19 protein-coding genes are annotated in these 14,776 nt (G+C 61.9%); 14 read left to right on the top strand and 5 right to left on the bottom strand.

What is annotated here, in order from left to right; translation table 11 throughout:
- Positions 1 to 19: 19 nt before the first annotated feature.
- Positions 20 to 1,204: a 4-hydroxybenzoate 3-monooxygenase gene (locus JFC13_RS16110; RefSeq protein ID WP_198398073.1), complete on the bottom strand. Its 1,185-nt coding sequence runs from the start codon at positions 1,202 to 1,204 to the stop codon at positions 20 to 22.
- 281 nt (positions 1,205 to 1,485) lie between these two features.
- Here JFC13_RS16110 and JFC13_RS16105 point away from each other — a divergent pair, with 281 nt between their 5' ends.
- From JFC13_RS16105 to JFC13_RS20060, 6 genes are all read left to right on the top strand, one after another.
- On the top strand, positions 1,486 to 2,541 hold the full coding sequence (locus tag JFC13_RS16105; RefSeq protein WP_198398072.1) for a YeeE/YedE family protein: 1,056 nt from the start codon (positions 1,486 to 1,488) through the stop codon (positions 2,539 to 2,541).
- Positions 2,538 to 2,762 (top strand): sulfurtransferase TusA family protein, encoded by a 225-nt coding sequence (locus JFC13_RS16100; RefSeq protein ID WP_101598479.1) that lies wholly within the window; start codon positions 2,538 to 2,540, stop codon positions 2,760 to 2,762. The genes JFC13_RS16105 and JFC13_RS16100 overlap by 4 nt, the downstream gene beginning before the upstream one ends.
- Before the next feature lie 213 nt (positions 2,763 to 2,975).
- Positions 2,976 to 3,581, top strand: coding sequence for a SipW-dependent-type signal peptide-containing protein (locus JFC13_RS16095; RefSeq protein ID WP_198398071.1), 606 nt, complete (start codon positions 2,976 to 2,978; stop codon positions 3,579 to 3,581).
- A 14-nt stretch (positions 3,582 to 3,595) separates the two neighbouring features.
- Positions 3,596 to 4,315 carry a SipW-dependent-type signal peptide-containing protein gene (locus JFC13_RS16090; protein ID WP_198398070.1) on the top strand — a complete coding sequence of 240 codons (720 nt, stop codon included), beginning with the start codon at positions 3,596 to 3,598 and terminating at the stop codon, positions 4,313 to 4,315.
- On the top strand, positions 4,312 to 5,718 hold the full coding sequence (locus JFC13_RS16085; RefSeq protein ID WP_332839447.1) for a signal peptidase I: 1,407 nt from the start codon (positions 4,312 to 4,314) through the stop codon (positions 5,716 to 5,718). Before JFC13_RS16090 ends, JFC13_RS16085 begins: the two co-directional genes overlap by 4 nt.
- Complete coding sequence (locus tag JFC13_RS20060) at positions 5,631 to 6,248, top strand: SipW-dependent-type signal peptide-containing protein (protein ID WP_408610777.1); 618 nt, start codon at positions 5,631 to 5,633, stop codon at positions 6,246 to 6,248. Before JFC13_RS16085 ends, JFC13_RS20060 begins: the two co-directional genes overlap by 88 nt.
- Here JFC13_RS20060 and JFC13_RS16075 read toward each other — a convergent pair.
- Entirely contained in the window at positions 6,245 to 7,123 is an 879-nt protein-coding gene (locus tag JFC13_RS16075; RefSeq protein WP_198398068.1) for a class II glutamine amidotransferase, read from the bottom strand. The two genes, JFC13_RS20060 and JFC13_RS16075, sit on opposite strands and share 4 nt — an antisense overlap.
- A gap of 153 nt (positions 7,124 to 7,276) precedes the next feature.
- On the opposite strand from JFC13_RS16075, the gene JFC13_RS16070 reads away from it, so the two are divergent.
- From JFC13_RS16070 to JFC13_RS16045, 6 genes are all read left to right on the top strand, one after another.
- Positions 7,277 to 8,500 carry a Fic family protein gene (locus JFC13_RS16070; protein WP_198398067.1) on the top strand — a complete coding sequence of 408 codons (1,224 nt, stop codon included), beginning with the start codon at positions 7,277 to 7,279 and terminating at the stop codon, positions 8,498 to 8,500.
- Between the two features lie 13 nt (positions 8,501 to 8,513).
- Entirely contained in the window at positions 8,514 to 9,047 is a 534-nt protein-coding gene (locus JFC13_RS16065; RefSeq protein ID WP_198398066.1) for an O-acetyl-ADP-ribose deacetylase, read from the top strand.
- 90 nt (positions 9,048 to 9,137) lie between these two features.
- Positions 9,138 to 9,680, top strand: coding sequence for a thiamine pyrophosphate-binding protein (locus JFC13_RS16060; RefSeq protein ID WP_198398065.1), 543 nt, complete (start codon positions 9,138 to 9,140; stop codon positions 9,678 to 9,680).
- A 1-nt stretch (position 9,681) separates the two neighbouring features.
- Positions 9,682 to 10,275 carry a thiamine pyrophosphate-dependent enzyme gene (locus tag JFC13_RS16055; RefSeq protein ID WP_198398064.1) on the top strand — a complete coding sequence of 198 codons (594 nt, stop codon included), beginning with the start codon at positions 9,682 to 9,684 and terminating at the stop codon, positions 10,273 to 10,275.
- 164 nt (positions 10,276 to 10,439) lie between these two features.
- Positions 10,440 to 10,670, top strand: a complete 231-nt coding sequence (locus JFC13_RS16050; protein WP_198398063.1) for a hypothetical protein — start codon at positions 10,440 to 10,442, stop codon at positions 10,668 to 10,670.
- On the top strand, positions 10,667 to 11,053 hold the full coding sequence (locus JFC13_RS16045) for a hypothetical protein (protein ID WP_198398062.1): 387 nt from the start codon (positions 10,667 to 10,669) through the stop codon (positions 11,051 to 11,053). The genes JFC13_RS16050 and JFC13_RS16045 overlap by 4 nt, the downstream gene beginning before the upstream one ends.
- Here the strand turns inward: JFC13_RS16045 and JFC13_RS20055 are convergent.
- On the bottom strand, positions 11,029 to 11,319 hold the full coding sequence (locus JFC13_RS20055; RefSeq protein ID WP_198398157.1) for a type IV toxin-antitoxin system AbiEi family antitoxin: 291 nt from the start codon (positions 11,317 to 11,319) through the stop codon (positions 11,029 to 11,031). The genes JFC13_RS16045 and JFC13_RS20055 overlap by 25 nt on opposite strands.
- A gap of 905 nt (positions 11,320 to 12,224) precedes the next feature.
- Here JFC13_RS20055 and JFC13_RS16035 point away from each other — a divergent pair.
- Complete coding sequence (locus tag JFC13_RS16035) at positions 12,225 to 12,788, top strand: dihydrofolate reductase family protein (protein WP_198398061.1); 564 nt, start codon at positions 12,225 to 12,227, stop codon at positions 12,786 to 12,788.
- A gap of 17 nt (positions 12,789 to 12,805) precedes the next feature.
- On the opposite strand, the gene JFC13_RS16030 is transcribed toward JFC13_RS16035, so the two are convergent.
- On the bottom strand, positions 12,806 to 13,381 hold the full coding sequence (locus JFC13_RS16030; RefSeq protein ID WP_332839446.1) for a GTP pyrophosphokinase: 576 nt from the start codon (positions 13,379 to 13,381) through the stop codon (positions 12,806 to 12,808).
- Positions 13,382 to 13,549: 168 nt separating this feature from the next.
- On the opposite strand from JFC13_RS16030, the gene JFC13_RS16025 reads away from it, so the two are divergent.
- Positions 13,550 to 13,813, top strand: a complete 264-nt coding sequence (locus tag JFC13_RS16025) for a DUF2277 domain-containing protein (RefSeq protein ID WP_198398059.1) — start codon at positions 13,550 to 13,552, stop codon at positions 13,811 to 13,813.
- Positions 13,814 to 13,825: 12 nt separating this feature from the next.
- On the opposite strand, the gene JFC13_RS16020 is transcribed toward JFC13_RS16025, so the two are convergent.
- The gene (locus JFC13_RS16020) at positions 13,826 to 14,599 is read right to left on the bottom strand and encodes an IclR family transcriptional regulator (protein WP_198398058.1); all 774 of its coding nucleotides are present in this window, start codon (positions 14,597 to 14,599) and stop codon (positions 13,826 to 13,828) included.
- Between the last annotated feature and the right edge of the window lie 177 nt (positions 14,600 to 14,776).

The following is a 14,776-nucleotide window of genomic DNA, read 5'->3' as shown; positions in this document are numbered from 1 at the left end:
ATTGTCTGTGCTGAGCTGCTCAGCCCTTGGGCCAACCTGTGTAGCACTCGGCGAGGTAGCGCCGGCCGTGCTCGGATTCGAGGATCGAATTGAGCTCGCCGAGGCTGCGCTTCGTTTCGAACGCATCCTGGCTGGGGTCGGAGTGGAGCATCCGGGTCATCTGGTAGGAGAAGTTCTGAGCCTTCCACACACGTTTCGTCGCGGTCTGCGAATACCCGGCCAGCGCCTCGGCGTCGGAGGTCTTCAGGGCTGAGATCAGCGCCGGGGCAAGCACGGACACGTCGGCGAAGGCCAGGTTGAGGCCCTTGGCTCCGGTGGGTGGAACGGTGTGGGCGCTGTCGCCGGCGAGGAACAGGGAACCATGCTGCATCGGCTCGGTCACGGCCGAGCGGAAGGGCAGGATGTTCTTGTCGATGATCGCACCCGTTTTGAGCTGGAAGCCGTCGGGTCCGTCGACTCGGGACTGCAGCTCCGACCAGATGCGGTCATCGGACCAGTCGGCGACATCGGTGTCGGGGGAGGTTTGGAAGTACATGCGCTGCACGGACTCGCTGCGCTGGGAGATCAGGGCGAAGCCGCGTTCGGAGCGGGAGTAGATGAGGACCTCGTGGCTGGCCGGTGCCTCGCAGAGGATCCCGAACCAGGCGAAGGGGTATTCGTGGAAGAAGCGCTGCTTCGTGTCTGCTGGGATCATCGCCCGGCAGGGCCCGCGGGAGCCGTCGGAGCCGATGACGTAGCGGGCATTGATCGTCAGTTCCTCGCCGTCCTCGGTCGTCGCACTCACCCACGGCTGTTCGGTCTCGATATCGCCGATCGCGGTGTCGGTGACCGAGTAGAAGGTGGGGCGTCCGGTGCGTCCGCGGGCGGCGGAGAGGTCGACGAAGATCTCGTTCTGCGGGTAGAGCCAGACGGATTCGCCGATGAGGCTCGGGAAGTCGAAGGAGTGGCTGACGCCGTCGACGCGGATGTCGATGCCGTCGTGACGGTGGCCCTCTGTATGTACGCGTGATTCGATGCCCTCGGCCTCGAGCATGCGCACCGACCCGGCCTCGAGGATGCCTGCCCGGTGGGTGTGGGCGATGTCGTCGCGGCTGCGGTTGTCAACGACGACTGAGTCGATCCCTGCATTGTGCAGCGTGTGGGCGAGCAGCAGCCCGGCCGGACCGGCTCCGACGATGGCGACGTCGGTCTGAAATTCTGGCACCTGGGCCTCCTTGCCGTAATTGTCCTCTCAGTGTGCGCCCAGTCACTGACACAAGGCGAGGAAGTTATCAATGAATGAGAAGCAGCGCTGTGCGGACTCCAGGATCGACTGGGATTCGGGCAGTGGTGTTGACGAATGGTCAGATTGTTGAGCAGAATGAGGGGTGTTATGTTCACGAGGTGGGTTCTGAGTGTTTCCCCCAGCCCGTCTCGGTAGAAGATAGCTCAACACATACATGTATCGTCGCGGCAGCAAGCTGCCTATAAGCAGAAAGCTCATGAATGATCATCACCGGACTGGTCGTCGGCCTGGTACTCGGATTCGTCCTCCAACGAGGACGCTTCTGCGTCACCGGAGCCTTCCGCGATCTCACGCTGACCGGGAACACTCGATGGTTCTCGGCGCTCATCCTCCTCATCGCCGTGCACTCGATCGGGCTGTTCCTGCTCAACGCGCTTGGCGTCATCACCTTGGAGGCCTCGCCGTTCCCCTGGTTGGCGTCGATCATCGGCGGCCTCATCTTCGGCTTCGCCATGGTGCTGGCCGGCGGATGTGCCACCGGCACCTACTACCGGGCCGGTGAAGGTCTGGTCGGCAGCTGGTTTGCTCTGATCTTCTATGCGCTCGTCTCCGCGGTGATGAAGAACGGTCCGCTCGCCTCGGTGACGGAGGGGTTGCGCTCGATCACGATCGAGAGCGGCACGCTCCAGGCATCGACGGGGCTGAGCCCGTGGGTCTTCGTCGCGATCATCTCGGCCGTGGCCATCGCGGTCACTGTCCACCACAACAGGAAGATCGCCACCCCGGTCGCGACCCTGCCGCCGCTGAAGAAGGGTCTGGCCCACATCCTCACGGAGAAGCGCTGGAACCCGTTCGTCACGGCCGTGGTCATCGGCGTCATCGCAACGATCGCCTGGCCGTTGTCGGCCGCGACCGGCCGCAACTCCGGCCTGGGCATCACAACGCCTTCGGCGAATCTCACCACTTTCCTGGGTACGGGGGACGCCTCGCTCGTCGACTGGGGCGTCATGCTCGTCATCGGCATCCTCCTCGGATCGTTCATCGCGGCCAAGGCTTCGGGCGAATTCCGGATCCGCGTCCCCGATCAGGGGACCGTGGTCAAGTCCATCCTCGGCGGAGTCGGGATGGGCGTGGGGGCCGCGATCGCCGGCGGCTGCACCGTCGGCAACGCCATGGTCTCGACCGCGCAGTTCGAATATCAGGGCTGGGTCGCGACCTTCTTCATGATCGTCGGTGCTGGAGTCGCCGCGAAATTCACCATCAAATCAGGAGCGCGGACAGGTGCCGCGCAGCCCGTAGAGAGCAGGAGCGCATGAAACAGGTATTAGAGACGAACGGTCTTGTCTGCCCCTTCCCCCTGGTTGAGGCCAAGGACGCAATCGGCGGGATGGACAACGGAGATGAGCTCGTCATCAACTTCGACTGCACCCAAGCCACCGAGGCGATTCCCCAGTGGGCGGCGGAGAACGGCTACCCCGTGACCCACTTCGATCGCACTGGTGACGCCAGTTGGACGATTACCGTGCAGAAGGCCTGACTCTCTCACCACCCGAGACACCCGCTATTTGTGCGGCCCTGCGAATTCTGCAGGGCCGCACGACTATTTGAGCCAAGCTTCCGTGATCTTCCATTTCTGTGCCGGAAAACACGTCTGTAATAAATAGTATTCTTAAACAAGTAATTGTGTGATAATGATGAAGTCACCAAATCTGGTGTTGTGTGCATAAGTGTGCTTTTCCAAGGAGTCAGAATGACGCAGTCCAAGACGCGTTCTCGCAAGTTCAAGGCCATCCTCGCGGGTGGCATCGTTCTCGGTGTGGGAGCTGCGGTGACGCTGGCCGCCTGGACGGACAACGAATGGGCCGAAGGGACCTTCGGCGCCGGTTCGTTCAATGTGCAGGGAAGCACCAATGGAACCGACTTCACCGATCACACCAGTGCCGATGGTGCGGCGAATCTGACATTCGACCTCGACGGCGGTGACAACCTCACTCCCGGCGACACCGTGGCGGCCCCGTTCGTTCTCAGGCTCGACGGCGAAACCTCGTACGACGCGAGCGTGGTTCTCGAAGCCGCCGCAGGCAGCGGTGCTAACGAAGCGAACCTGAGCTACGGAATCGTCGCGGTCGTCGATGCCGCATCGTGTACCGAAGGTGCAGCGGGCACCACAGTCGTTCCGGCCGGTACAGCCTTGGACGCGACCACTGGCGCCCAAGGGTTTGATTTGACCGCAGGTGCAGGCAGCACGGCAGGCGCTCCCGTCACTCTGTGCTTCCAGGTCACTGCCGGTGACGACCTGACCGAGGGTGACGCTGCCAGCGCCCAGTGGCAGTTCACCGCAACCTCTGCTGAATAGCTCCAGCGGACTTCGTGCAGTTTCCGACGGATGCCTCTGGCGATCCGACCCCGTCTGAGCGGGTCTCGAACGAGACCCGCTCAGAGAGTCGACGCCGGAAACGGGAGCGCGAGCAGAGCCGACGTCGACTGTACAACCGCCGGATCAAGGCGATCCTCGCCGGAGGAATGGTCTTCGGCATCGGTGCGGCAGCGACGTTGGCGGCGTGGACCGACACCGAGGAAGCAACCGGGTCGTTCGAAGCGGGCACGTTCAACATCGATTTGTCGGTCGACGGCTCGAACTGGAACAACACATCGACGATGACCTTCAACGCCACCGGGATGTACCCCGGATCGAAGGTCTACGCCCCGGTGTTCATCCGCACTGCGCCGGACACGACTATTGACGGTGAGCTGAAAGTGTCGAGCGGAGGGACAGGCGGCACAAGCGGCATCGCCGGGAAACTGGTCTATCGTGCAGTGACAACCTCATATTCAACAGGTGGGTTCACGTGCAGTGCCTCGACATTCACCGCATCGGCGGACTATGTCTACGGCGGCACTTCAGCTACGACGAATCTGTCAGAGAAAGACCGCCAAGGTGCAGGCTCGCAGTTGGTCGGCAAAACCGGCAGCTCAGTTCGAGCCTACTGCTTCGAGGTCACCCTCCCGACGGACACTCCGAGCGTTGCCCAGGGTACGAGCGCGTCGAATACTTGGACATTCACTGCCACGAACAAGGCACCGTCGTGACAAGATCTCACGACGCCGCCCCTAGAAAGCACCCCTCATCATGGCTGGGCGCGGCCCTGCTCAACATCCTCGCTGTATTGGGCGTCGTGTGCATCGTCCTCGTCATCCTCAGCTTCGTCTTCAACATCTCGATCATGATGTTCAAAACAGGCTCGATGACCCCGACGATCACCGCCGGATCGATCGCCTTCGTCCACGAGATCCCTGCGCAGGAGATGAAGGTCGGCGATATCGTCACCGCCGACCGTGGCGAGAAGGTCCTGCCCGTGACGCACCGCGTGACCTCGATCCTGAAGACGGATTCCACGTCCGGCACCGTCACGTTCGAGATGAAGGGCGACGCCAACGAAGCGAAGGACCCCGAGCCGTACACTGCGGATACCGTTCGCAAGGTCATGTTCTCGATCCCGGGGATCGCACCGGCCATCCAGAAGCTGCGCAATCCCTATGCTCTTGGCGGCATCACGATCGCAGCGTCCCTGCTCGTCGTCTGGGCCTTCTGGCCGCGACGGGAGGACGAGGAAGACGACCTTGCCGAGGAGGCCGAGGACTCGCGTACGACTGCTGAGTCGATGGCGCGCGTCACGTCGCAATCAACGATGACTCGCTCACCGAAGCATGCCATCGCTCTGCCTGTTGCCGCTGTGCTGTTGGTGGCCGGAGGCGGTCCGTTCGGCTCGTCTGATTCATCGCCGATTATGTCCGCAGCCGGCCGCACTGATGCTTCCGATACTTCAACCACGGCTGGTGGAAGAACCGCAACCAGCACCACCGCCGAGGTGCGCGGCCAGTATCTGCGCATGCGGACTGTCGGCGACGAGGCGAAGATGCTCAATCTGAGCCCGGGAGCCTCGGCGGACTGGACCGTCGATGTCTGGGCCGACGCACCGGATTCCGGAACAGTGGAGTTGGAGATCGGTTCCGGACAGCTGACGAACGCGATAGCCGGCGAACTCCTCGTCGACGTGCGCTCGTGTGCGGAGATCGTGGAGATGGATCAGTGTCCGGGCGGCGCAGCAGAACTCATTCACCGGATCCCGCTCAGCGAACTGGGAGCGGCACCCGACAACGGCCGCCGTCTGCTTGAAATGCCCAGTGATGAGAAGCGTCGCGTGCAGGTGACAGTCACCTTGGCTCAAGGTGCTGACGCAGAGGCAGTCGCCGGGCAGCGAAGCGAAGTGCGCTTGACGGCAATCGGCCAAGGCGAAGAGATTTCGACTGGTCCAGGCGATCCAGGAAATCCCTCTGCCCCAGGTGAGCCCGGTCCAGATGCGCCCGACTCTCCCGGTGACCTCCCACGCACCGGCATCGAAGGATGGCTGTGGATTCTGCTGATCGCCGGCGGACTCATCGCCACGGGCTCCGCCGTCGTCGCCAAGACACGAAGTCGGGGGAATTCATGAGCAGCCACAGACTATTGCGGCTCCGAAACCGCCGGATCCAGGCCCTCATCGCCGGCATTGCTTTGGCCATACTCGTCCTCGGACTGTCCGGTGTGCGTTCGACGATGGCTGCGTGGACGGATACCGAACAGTCTGCGGGCTCGTTCAGGGCCGCTACCGTCCCGGCACCGACATTGACTGCCAATTGCAAATATGTGCCGGTTCTCCTAAGCGGCCGGGTGGAGATCTACTGGCATCTGCCAACGGGTTATCAACTCACAGACGTCGATATTGAAGCATCCACCAGTGGACTTGGATCTGTGCTGGCCCCGCTAACCGGGTACAACCTTTCCCTAAACACAACTTCCACTGGCGGAGGCAACTACACCACGAAAGTCCCCGCTGGTGTACTCACAGGTCTGCTGGGTAGTCTCGGCGAGCTACAGGTCTCTCTCTTCGTCAAACACACAAGTGGATGGCGATCAGGACCCGCATCCATCGCAAGCGACGCTGGGCTTCTCTTCGGCGGAAAGTGCCGCAACCTGACTTAGAGCGCCACCACAGTCTCCGCCCCATCAGCCACAGTCAGCCGCATCGCCGTGTTCTGCTCAACGAGACTCCAGCCCTTATGATCAAGGCCCGAGGACGACACGATCGTCGCCCCGTCGTCGAAGCGCTGCCAGCTCATCCGGTAGTAGTGGTCCTTGTGATCGAGCGGAAGTTCACCACCGGTGCCGGAAGTGTCGAAGTTCTTATATGGAATCGGTGTTCCCGAAGTCGCATGAACGACGATCATCTCCTCGGCATTGAGGACGAGCAGATTGATCCCCGGATGGTCGAAGTCTGCCCGCAGCATCCGGACGGTCGCGATGGTGGCGTCGAACAGAGTTTCGCCCTGACCCACGCGTCGCAAAATGAGGGCGAACAGGATTGCGGTGTCTGTGGATCCGCCGATGCGCTCGGCCTCGGCAGTCGTGACGTATTCGCGTAGGCGTTCTATCGGATGGATGGATCCGTTGTGCGCCAGAGCGATGTTGTCGGCGAGGAAAGGGTGCGAATTCTCGGTGAGGTCGACAGCCCCGTGCGTGGCCATGCGCAAGTGAGTGATCCGCGCGACCGTCGGACGGACGGTGAGGACTTCCGTGAGATGAGGGTCGTCTGCTCCCTCGTGCGGGGTGCGATACCTTTCAAGACGTCCTCCCCGAGACACGGTGTCCTGCACGTCGGGGCCGGTGTCGAAGGTGCCCGAGGTGGTTCCCTGCGGACGGGCCGATTCGGCTGATTCAGATTCCGGTCGGATCCACGCGGTGCCCCAGCCATCGGCATGGAGTCGGCCCAAGTTCTGCCACTGCCGACATTCCTCGGCACCGATGAGATCCGCTGCGCTCGCCGGAGTGGGGGAGATGTAGCCGAGAAGTCTGCACATGGTTCGTCGTTTCCTTCCGCAGAAGGCCGTCTGCCTTGCCGAGGCGGCTGTGTCGTGTCAGCCTACGCCGATGGATCTCTCGACTGAGAAGTGTGAATTAGTTAGACTCTAACTAACGGATACACGCTTAAGTGTTAATAAGGAGTTCGCGTCATGACGGATCTCAAGGTACCAATACCGTCGATGGGCAGTGAAGAACTGAACTGGTCACCGGTCAATCCGGACATGCTCAGCCGTCGGGAGGTTCAGCGCCAGACGGGGACCTATCGTGCCGCCCTGGTGCCAGAGATCGCGCAGTGGGAGGTGCGTCTGCCGGCTGAAGTACATGCTGACGTCGACGATGCAACCGGCGCTTTGGCTCGGGTCGACGGGTTCGCATCCGGAAGACTCGGCCCGAACGCTCGTATGGGCGGTCCAATGCCGACCATATTACTGCGGACCGAGAGTGCATCAAGCTCACAGATTGAACAGCTGACAACATCGGCTCTGCAGTTGGCGCTAGCGTCCATAGACGAGACGGTGAAGGCCAATGCCACAACAGTTCTGGGCAACGTGCATGCCATGGAGACCGCGATCGGGATGTCGGGTCAGATGTCCCTCGAGTCGATTCTCGACATGCATCGGGCTCTGCTGGAGGGCGATCGAATGATGGCTTCCGAGGCCGGAGCACTCCGCGAGCAGCAGGTATGGATCGGACCGGGAGGAAGTGGGCCGTTGCTCGCTGATTTTGTACCGCCGGCGCACCACCGAGTTCCTCCAGCGATAGAAGATCTCGTCGCATTCATCGCGCGGGAGGATCTTCCCGTGTTAGTTCAAGCCGCCATCGCACACGCGCAGTTCGAGACCATACACCCGTTCGCCGACGGGAACGGCAGGACTGGTCGCGCTCTGATCCACGCAATTCTCAAGGAGAAGGGCCTTGTCACCACCTCGGTAATACCGATTTCGGCAGGGTTGCTCACCGACATCGGAGCGTACTTCGCCGCCCTCGGTGAATTCCGCTCAGGTGATGCCGGACCCATTATTGCTCAGTTCACTCGTGCCGCTCGTTTCGCCAGCCATTCGGGCAGACAGCTCATGGACGAGTTGCTCACCGTGCTGAATGAGATGGAGCACGCGCTGGCAGGAGTGAGGCGCGACTCGTCAGCATGGACTTTGCTGCCCATGCTGATCGCGCAACCAGCAGTTAATCTCAGTTTCGTCGCCGTTGCCCTCGGCACCAATCAGATGACGGCGATGCGTGCGGTCGACACATTGGTCGATCGTGGCATTCTGCACGAGGCGACCGGACGTAGAAGGAATCGCATCTGGCAGCAGCCCGGCGTATTGAGCGTTCTCGACGCATTCGCGGACGGCGCACGAAGAGGAGGGCTATGACTAGACTTGAATCATGAAGATCACGGTACTCGAGGGAGACATCACCGAGGCGTCCGTGGACGCGATCGTCAATGCCGCCAACTCAAGTCTGCTCGGCGGAGGCGGCGTCGACGGCGCCATCCACACGGCAGCCGGACCCGAACTGCTCGAGGCCTGCCGAGAGGTACGCCAAACTAGCCACCCGCGCGGACTTCCCGCAGGTCAGGCCGTCGCCACGACCGCCGGCGCACTCAAGGCCAAGTGGGTCATCCACACCGTCGGACCCAACCGCCATCAGGGCGAGGCCGACCCCGAGGTGCTTGAGTCCTGTTTCGAATCCAGCCTCAACGCAGCCGAGGACCTCGGCGCCACCTCGGTGGCCTTCCCGGCCATCGGCGGGGGAGTCTACGGCTGGTCTGCCAGGGACGTCGCCGAGGCGGCCCACGCCGTCATCGTCGACGGCCGCGAACGCGGGCGCTGGGAGTCAATCGCCGAGGTGGTCTTCGTCCTCTTCAGCGACTCGATGACGAGCGTGTTCTGTCAGGTATTCGACCACGACCAATGGTGAGGAAGATCCAATGAAGGTCCGCGACCCCGACGGCAACGTCATCAACATCACCCAACACCGAGTCCCCGAAGACAGGGAATGAGGAAATCCGTGACAACGAAGTCATATACGCAGGCCGTCGCCGATGGGATCTGGGGCGCCGGCGCCGACCTCATCGGCTACGTTCCCTCCGTCACCATTGCCCCAGTCATCGGCCACCTGGTCACCGCAGACGGAGGGACCGCCGGAATCTCAGAGCGAGTGAAGCCGCTCTCCCGTGAAGAGGAGGCGATCGGAGTCCTCGGTGCGCTGCCGCTGGCGGGGAAGTTCGGGGCCGTCGTCATGCAGGACAACGGCTTCGGCAACAGCCTCACGGCACTGACGACGTTCTCAATGTCCTATCACCTGCCGCTGCTCATCTTCGCTAACACTCGCGGCGGCCCGGGGGAGTACAACTCGATGATCCACTCGATCAGCCAGCCCATGCCGACGATTCTGCGCACGGTAGGACTCCAGGTGCTCGAGCTCGATCGGCGCTCGTCGTCCGAGGATTGGGAGCAGACCGTCGCCGAGGCGGGTGTTCACGCCCGTATGACCTACCGTCCGGTCGTTGTCCTCGGCTCCTTCTGGAACACCGATGGGAAGGTGGCCTGAGATGAAGCGCATCGAAGCACTCGAAGTCCTCAACGAACTGACCGCGGAACTTCCCGTCGTCGTGACCTGTGCCGCGACCAGCCGTGAGCTGGCGTCCGTGGAGAACCGGGACAACCACTTCTACGTCCTCGACTCGATGGGCCTCGTCGGGTCCATCACCACAGGCCTCGCCCTGGCGGCCAAGGACTCCGACCTGCCCAAAGTCATCGGTCTCGAAGGCGACGGATCCTTGCTGATGAACCCGAACGTGCTGCCCACCGGTGGATTCCTAGGGGCCGAAAAGCTGTTCCTCATCCTCCTCGATAACCAGGTGTACGGATCGACGGCCGGCCTGCCGACCTACTCCTCACACGTCGACTTCGGCGCGCTCGCCGAAGCGGCGGGCTGGACGGTCGGCCGAGCCGCAGACGATGCGCGGTTGCGTTCCGAGTTCGATCGCCTTATCGCAACATCGGGACCGACGCTGCTGCACCTGAGCATTGAGGCTGGCAATGCCTCCGATATTCCTAAGCTCCTCGTTGACCCAGTCGTTTTGTCCCACCGCTTCCAAACCTGGTTGACTACCAGATTGGCCCGAGGCAGTGGGACCAGGTGAAGATCAGACCGTGGTGAAGCAGCCGTCGATGAGTTCGGCGCGCTCTCGATCCTCCTGCCAGGTCGGACGAACAGCAGACAGTTGGTGTGTCGTCAATGTCCGAGGCCGGCTTCGAAACCTCGGCTATGAGCGGTAAGGAGTTCACCGGCAAATGAGTTCCGCATGTGACGGATCAGCATCTGTCTCTGTACCGGATCGCGGATGATGTCGAGCACGGCAATGCCGTCTTGTGGCGAGAATGGCTGGGCCGCGATGTGGGCGTAGTGGTAACTGGCCGCTGTGATGATGTCGGCATCGGTAGCGTCAAGTGCCTCGTCGTCGTCCCAAACTTCATCATCGAATGGTCTTTCAGACAGCGCATTGAGGATGACGGCGAGGTCGAGTGTGCTTCTTGAAGCCCAGTGACATCGAGAAGGTTGCCGTCTGTGAATGTCACAGTGCGATCGGCTTCATTGCCGCCGAACGGAACGATGTCGACCTCGACTCCGAGAACTTTGAACTTGTGAGGTGCTTTGCCCCTGCGAGCAAAGGTTCCGGCGAGTTCGAGAAACTGTCCGTCGGTGCGGACTGCAACGGCGATATCGACATCAACTGTGGCGCGAACGGGATCTTTATGCTGCTGGGAGTGGAGGGCGAGATCTCGAGCAGCTGCACCGATGACGAGCAATTCGACATCCAACTTCCTACAGATTTTCGTAAGTTCGGCGAGTACTTCCTCAGGAACCGGGACGTCCGCGTGCCCGGTGAGATCGATCAACAGTTGTCTCCAAAGAACTGAGTCCTGATCTCATCGATTCGAGGGTCGTCTTCGAGGAGCAGGCCGGCACGAATAAGGAGCCGAGGTACGGTCTCGTTGAAGGCCGGGACTGGAGAGTTTGTCCAGATAGCAGGCCGGATTCGGATCATCCCGCGCTCGTCTTTGCGGAGCCTCCCCTGTCGGATCAGCTCGCGCCGGTCGCTGGCGTTGCCGCCGAGGTGAATGAGCACGGATGCTGGCCGAATCGGTGCGCCGAGGCGGGCGGCGGCGATTTCCGAGCCGAACAGCGCAGCCGGCGTCCAAGGTGGATCTTTTCAACAGCTCGTTGTGCTTTCCCTCCAGAAACGAAGGAGTGCGCTCGCGCAGTGCCCTGATCACACGGTTGACCGTTCCCAAGGAAGCTCCAGAAGTGTCAGCCAGGGCCCGCTGAGTGGGCGTGCTGCCGAAATGCTCGTTGGCGGCAAGAAGTGAGAACGTCACAGGTAGACCCGCGCGGGTGAACGGCGCTGTAGTCGCGGCCTGCTGAGCCGAATCACCATTGCGTTGGCCCGCGATCTCGATGACCAAGCCCTCTCCGCGCGGCGAAGCATTTCCCGAGGAGTCCACATATCCTCCCCACCCACGATCTTTGAGCTGCTGCGCACGTGATTGCGTGACCTTCTCTGAAATCAAGACCGTGTCTCGATCGTGAGGGAACATGGCGACGTCTGGTTTTGTGTTCGAAGGGCTCGCAATTGCTGAGAACTTGTGAGGTCGTCCCCCGTTGTGGATCGTCAGTGTTCCTGAAACGGCTTGCCCGTATTCGTCCGCATGACCGGACCACCCGACACGCATGCCCAACGCAGCGAGATGACTGACAGCCCGCTCGATGAACGCGGGGGCATCTTGATTCCGATGTTCAGTCATATCCATATGTTCAGGATGCTTGAACATCTGAAAAAATTGAACACCTGGCAGGGGAGTTGTCAATCAAAGGACACTCCTGAGAGTCAAGAGTGGTGCAGGCTCGAGGTTTCTCAGCCGGCTCCACCGGAGGTCCTGCTCGTCGGGACCGAAAGTCAGGTTCTCCACCGGCCTGCCTGTGAAGCTTGCCCTCTTCAATTGGGAACCCAGCAGCAAATTTCGACACGAGCCATAGCAGCGTGACCCAAAGATCGTCATACTGATTGCACCGACTGCTCAAGGAGGAGCGATGGCAAGAGTCACATGGGGTTTCACGAGCTCACTCGACGGGTTCATCACCGGCCCGAATCACGACATGTCCTGGATGGCCGGGCTCGGTTCGCTCTCAGACGGCACCGTCGAGGACCTCGCCTCGCAGGTCGCCGTCATCATCTCCGGCCGGCGTGGCTATGACGCGGCCAAGGCACAGGCAGCCGAGCGCGACGAGATGACTTCCGAAGCCTACGGCGGAGCGTGGGAAGGCACCGAGTTCGTCCTCACCCACCGCCCCCAGGAGCTCGCCGAGGACACGACGATCACAGCCGTGAACTGCTCCATCGCCGAGGTGGTCGATCGGGCCCAGGCCATCGCCGGTGATCGTGACATCCAGATCATCAGCGCCGATATCGGCAGGCAGGCGCTCGAGGTCGACCTCATCGACGAGATGCAGGTCTTCGTCGCGCCCATCTTCCTCGGCGACGGCACGCGCATCTTTGACGTCCCCGGCGGCAGGCGCGTCTATTGGGAGCTCATCGCAGAGGATGACGCCAACATGGACGCTTGGTTTCGCAGATTTCGCCCGAAGCAGCCGTAGGGCTCGGGCCCCGGGTCTCAGGCCTCGCGCCTGCTCAGCTCCCACAGGGTGCGCATCGCCTCGTCATCGAAGTCCTCGCTGGCCGAGCCGTCGGGGTCACCGTCGTGGACCTCGGCGTGCAGCTGTTCCATCTTGCGATCGAGCTGGCCGGCCACCTCGGCGGCCTGAGTGAGTTCCTCGACGAGCCGGTCGGGAACTTCGCCTGCGAACTTGTAGTGGATCTTGTGTTCCAGGCTGGCCCAGAAGACCATGGCGATGGTGCGGATCTGGACCTCGCAGATCACCGGGGTCGGGCCGCCGCCGAGGAACACGGGCACCTCGAGGATCGCATGCAGGCTCTTGTAGCCGTTGGGCTTCGGGTGGGCGATGTAGTCCTTGATCTCCACGACCCGAACATCATTCTGCGAGGTCAGCATGTCGAGCACATGGTAGGTGTCGGCGATGAAGCTGCAGGTGATCCGGATGCCCGCGATATCGGTGATCTTCGTGCGGATGACATCGAGGTCGAGGATGGAGATCTTGGTCAGCAGCTCGTCGATGACGAAGCGGTGTTCCATGAGCAGTCTGGAGAAGTCGCGCCGCAGGGTTCGCACGCTCGCCACTTGACCAGGAGTCAGCGCCACGCTCGAGGGTGGGATTCGATCGGTCTTCGTTCTCCATAGCTGGGCTGGTGAAGGAGCTGGGCTGTTGAAGGGACGCCTGGCCAGTCTATCGGCGGCAGACCCCTGTCCCGTGTCAGTCCCGCGGCGTACCGTTGGAACATGTGCAGGAACATCAGAACCCTTCATAACTTCGAACCCCACGCGACCTCGGACGAAGTGCACGCCGCAGCGCTCCAGTACGTGCGCAAGATCGCGGGCACGACGAAACCCTCCCAAGCCAATGCGGAGGCCTTTGAGGCAGCCGTCGACGAGATCGCTCACACGACTCAGCATCTCCTCGACGCATTGGTGACCACTGCTCCGCCGAAGAACCGTGAGGTCGAGGCCGAGAAGCGACGAGCCAGATTCAAAGCCCGCGCGTGACGAGCCGGGAGATCAGTCCACCACGGATTTGCCCTGAGCCTCGAGGTCCTTCGTGATCCCCGCCGAGGCGGTGCGCAGGGCCTGCATGATCGCCGGCCCACCCACATGGTGTTCGGAGTCGACGACGACGCCGATGGCGGCGATCGTCAGCCCATGGCTGTCGAAGACGGGCACCGCAATACCGGTGGTGCCGTCATCGATATGCCCGGCAAGCTCCGCGAAGTGATAGGTCCGGATCGTGGCCAGCATCTTCCGCAGCACAGCCGGATCGGTCGTCGTCTTCTCGGTGATTGCAGCCAGCGGTCCGCGCAGGTAGGCCTCCCGCACGTGCTTGGGGGCGTGGGCGAGCAGCACCAGCCCACACGAGGACGCATGCGCAGGAAGTCTCCCCGCTGTCTTCGAGCGGTGGATGACTGCGGTCGGTTTCGACATCCGCTCGATGATGAGGACCTCACGTTCGCGCAGGATCCCCAGTTGGGTGTTCTCGCCGACGAAATCGTGGACGGCCATCATGTGCGGTCTGGCCACGGTCGCGAGATCGACGGCGTCGGAGGCGCGGTTCGACAGCTCCCACATTCCCACTCCGATCCTGATCCGACCGTTGGGGTCACGCTGCAGGAGATTGTGCCGCATCATGTCGTTGATCAGCCGGTACGCCGTGGACTTCGGCAATGCCGCTCGTGCGGAGAGTTCCTCGGTGCTCAGGCTCTGGTGATCAGGATCGAAGGAACCGAGGACTCGGACCAGCCGATCGATCATCGAGTCGCCCGATTGAGAGTTCGCCATGACCGCAATCGTAGCCCCGGAGCACTCGTATTCTCAATCAATGGGCCAACGATGGCTCCCCGTGGTCCGCATCACTATTGTGGCCGATAAGCGTGGCAATCACGTGCATCACCCATGCCCGAAAAAGCCGACCTCGAAGGAGCGGGCGCCACAACAGTCACAACCCGACCAGAGCAG

This window comes from Brevibacterium antiquum, from assembly GCF_016107655.1.
GTDB classification, from domain to species: domain Bacteria; phylum Actinomycetota; class Actinomycetes; order Actinomycetales; family Brevibacteriaceae; genus Brevibacterium; species Brevibacterium antiquum.
The sequence above is the reverse complement of the archived record's forward strand: the minus strand, read 5'-3'. Positions and strand labels throughout refer to the sequence as shown.

What these genes read in the sequence shown, in the direction of transcription:
- JFC13_RS16105 (WP_198398072.1), top strand. Translation starts at nt 1,486, where the DNA reads ATGATCATCACCGGACTGGTCGTCGGCCTGGTACTCGGATTCGTCCTC.
- JFC13_RS16100 (WP_101598479.1), top strand. Translation starts at nt 2,538, where the DNA reads ATGAAACAGGTATTAGAGACGAACGGTCTTGTCTGCCCCTTCCCCCTG.
- JFC13_RS16095 (WP_198398071.1), top strand. Translation starts at nt 2,976, where the DNA reads ATGACGCAGTCCAAGACGCGTTCTCGCAAGTTCAAGGCCATCCTCGCG.
- JFC13_RS20060 (WP_408610777.1), top strand. Translation starts at nt 5,631, where the DNA reads ATGGCTGTGGATTCTGCTGATCGCCGGCGGACTCATCGCCACGGGCTC.
- JFC13_RS16075 (WP_198398068.1), bottom strand. Translation starts at nt 7,123, where the DNA reads ATGTGCAGACTTCTCGGCTACATCTCCCCCACTCCGGCGAGCGCAGCG.
- JFC13_RS16070 (WP_198398067.1), top strand. Translation starts at nt 7,277, where the DNA reads ATGACGGATCTCAAGGTACCAATACCGTCGATGGGCAGTGAAGAACTG.
- JFC13_RS16065 (WP_198398066.1), top strand. Translation starts at nt 8,514, where the DNA reads ATGAAGATCACGGTACTCGAGGGAGACATCACCGAGGCGTCCGTGGAC.
- JFC13_RS16055 (WP_198398064.1), top strand. Translation starts at nt 9,682, where the DNA reads ATGAAGCGCATCGAAGCACTCGAAGTCCTCAACGAACTGACCGCGGAA.
- JFC13_RS16035 (WP_198398061.1), top strand. Translation starts at nt 12,225, where the DNA reads ATGGCAAGAGTCACATGGGGTTTCACGAGCTCACTCGACGGGTTCATC.
- JFC13_RS16025 (WP_198398059.1), top strand. Translation starts at nt 13,550, where the DNA reads ATGTGCAGGAACATCAGAACCCTTCATAACTTCGAACCCCACGCGACC.
- JFC13_RS16020 (WP_198398058.1), bottom strand. Translation starts at nt 14,599, where the DNA reads ATGGCGAACTCTCAATCGGGCGACTCGATGATCGATCGGCTGGTCCGA.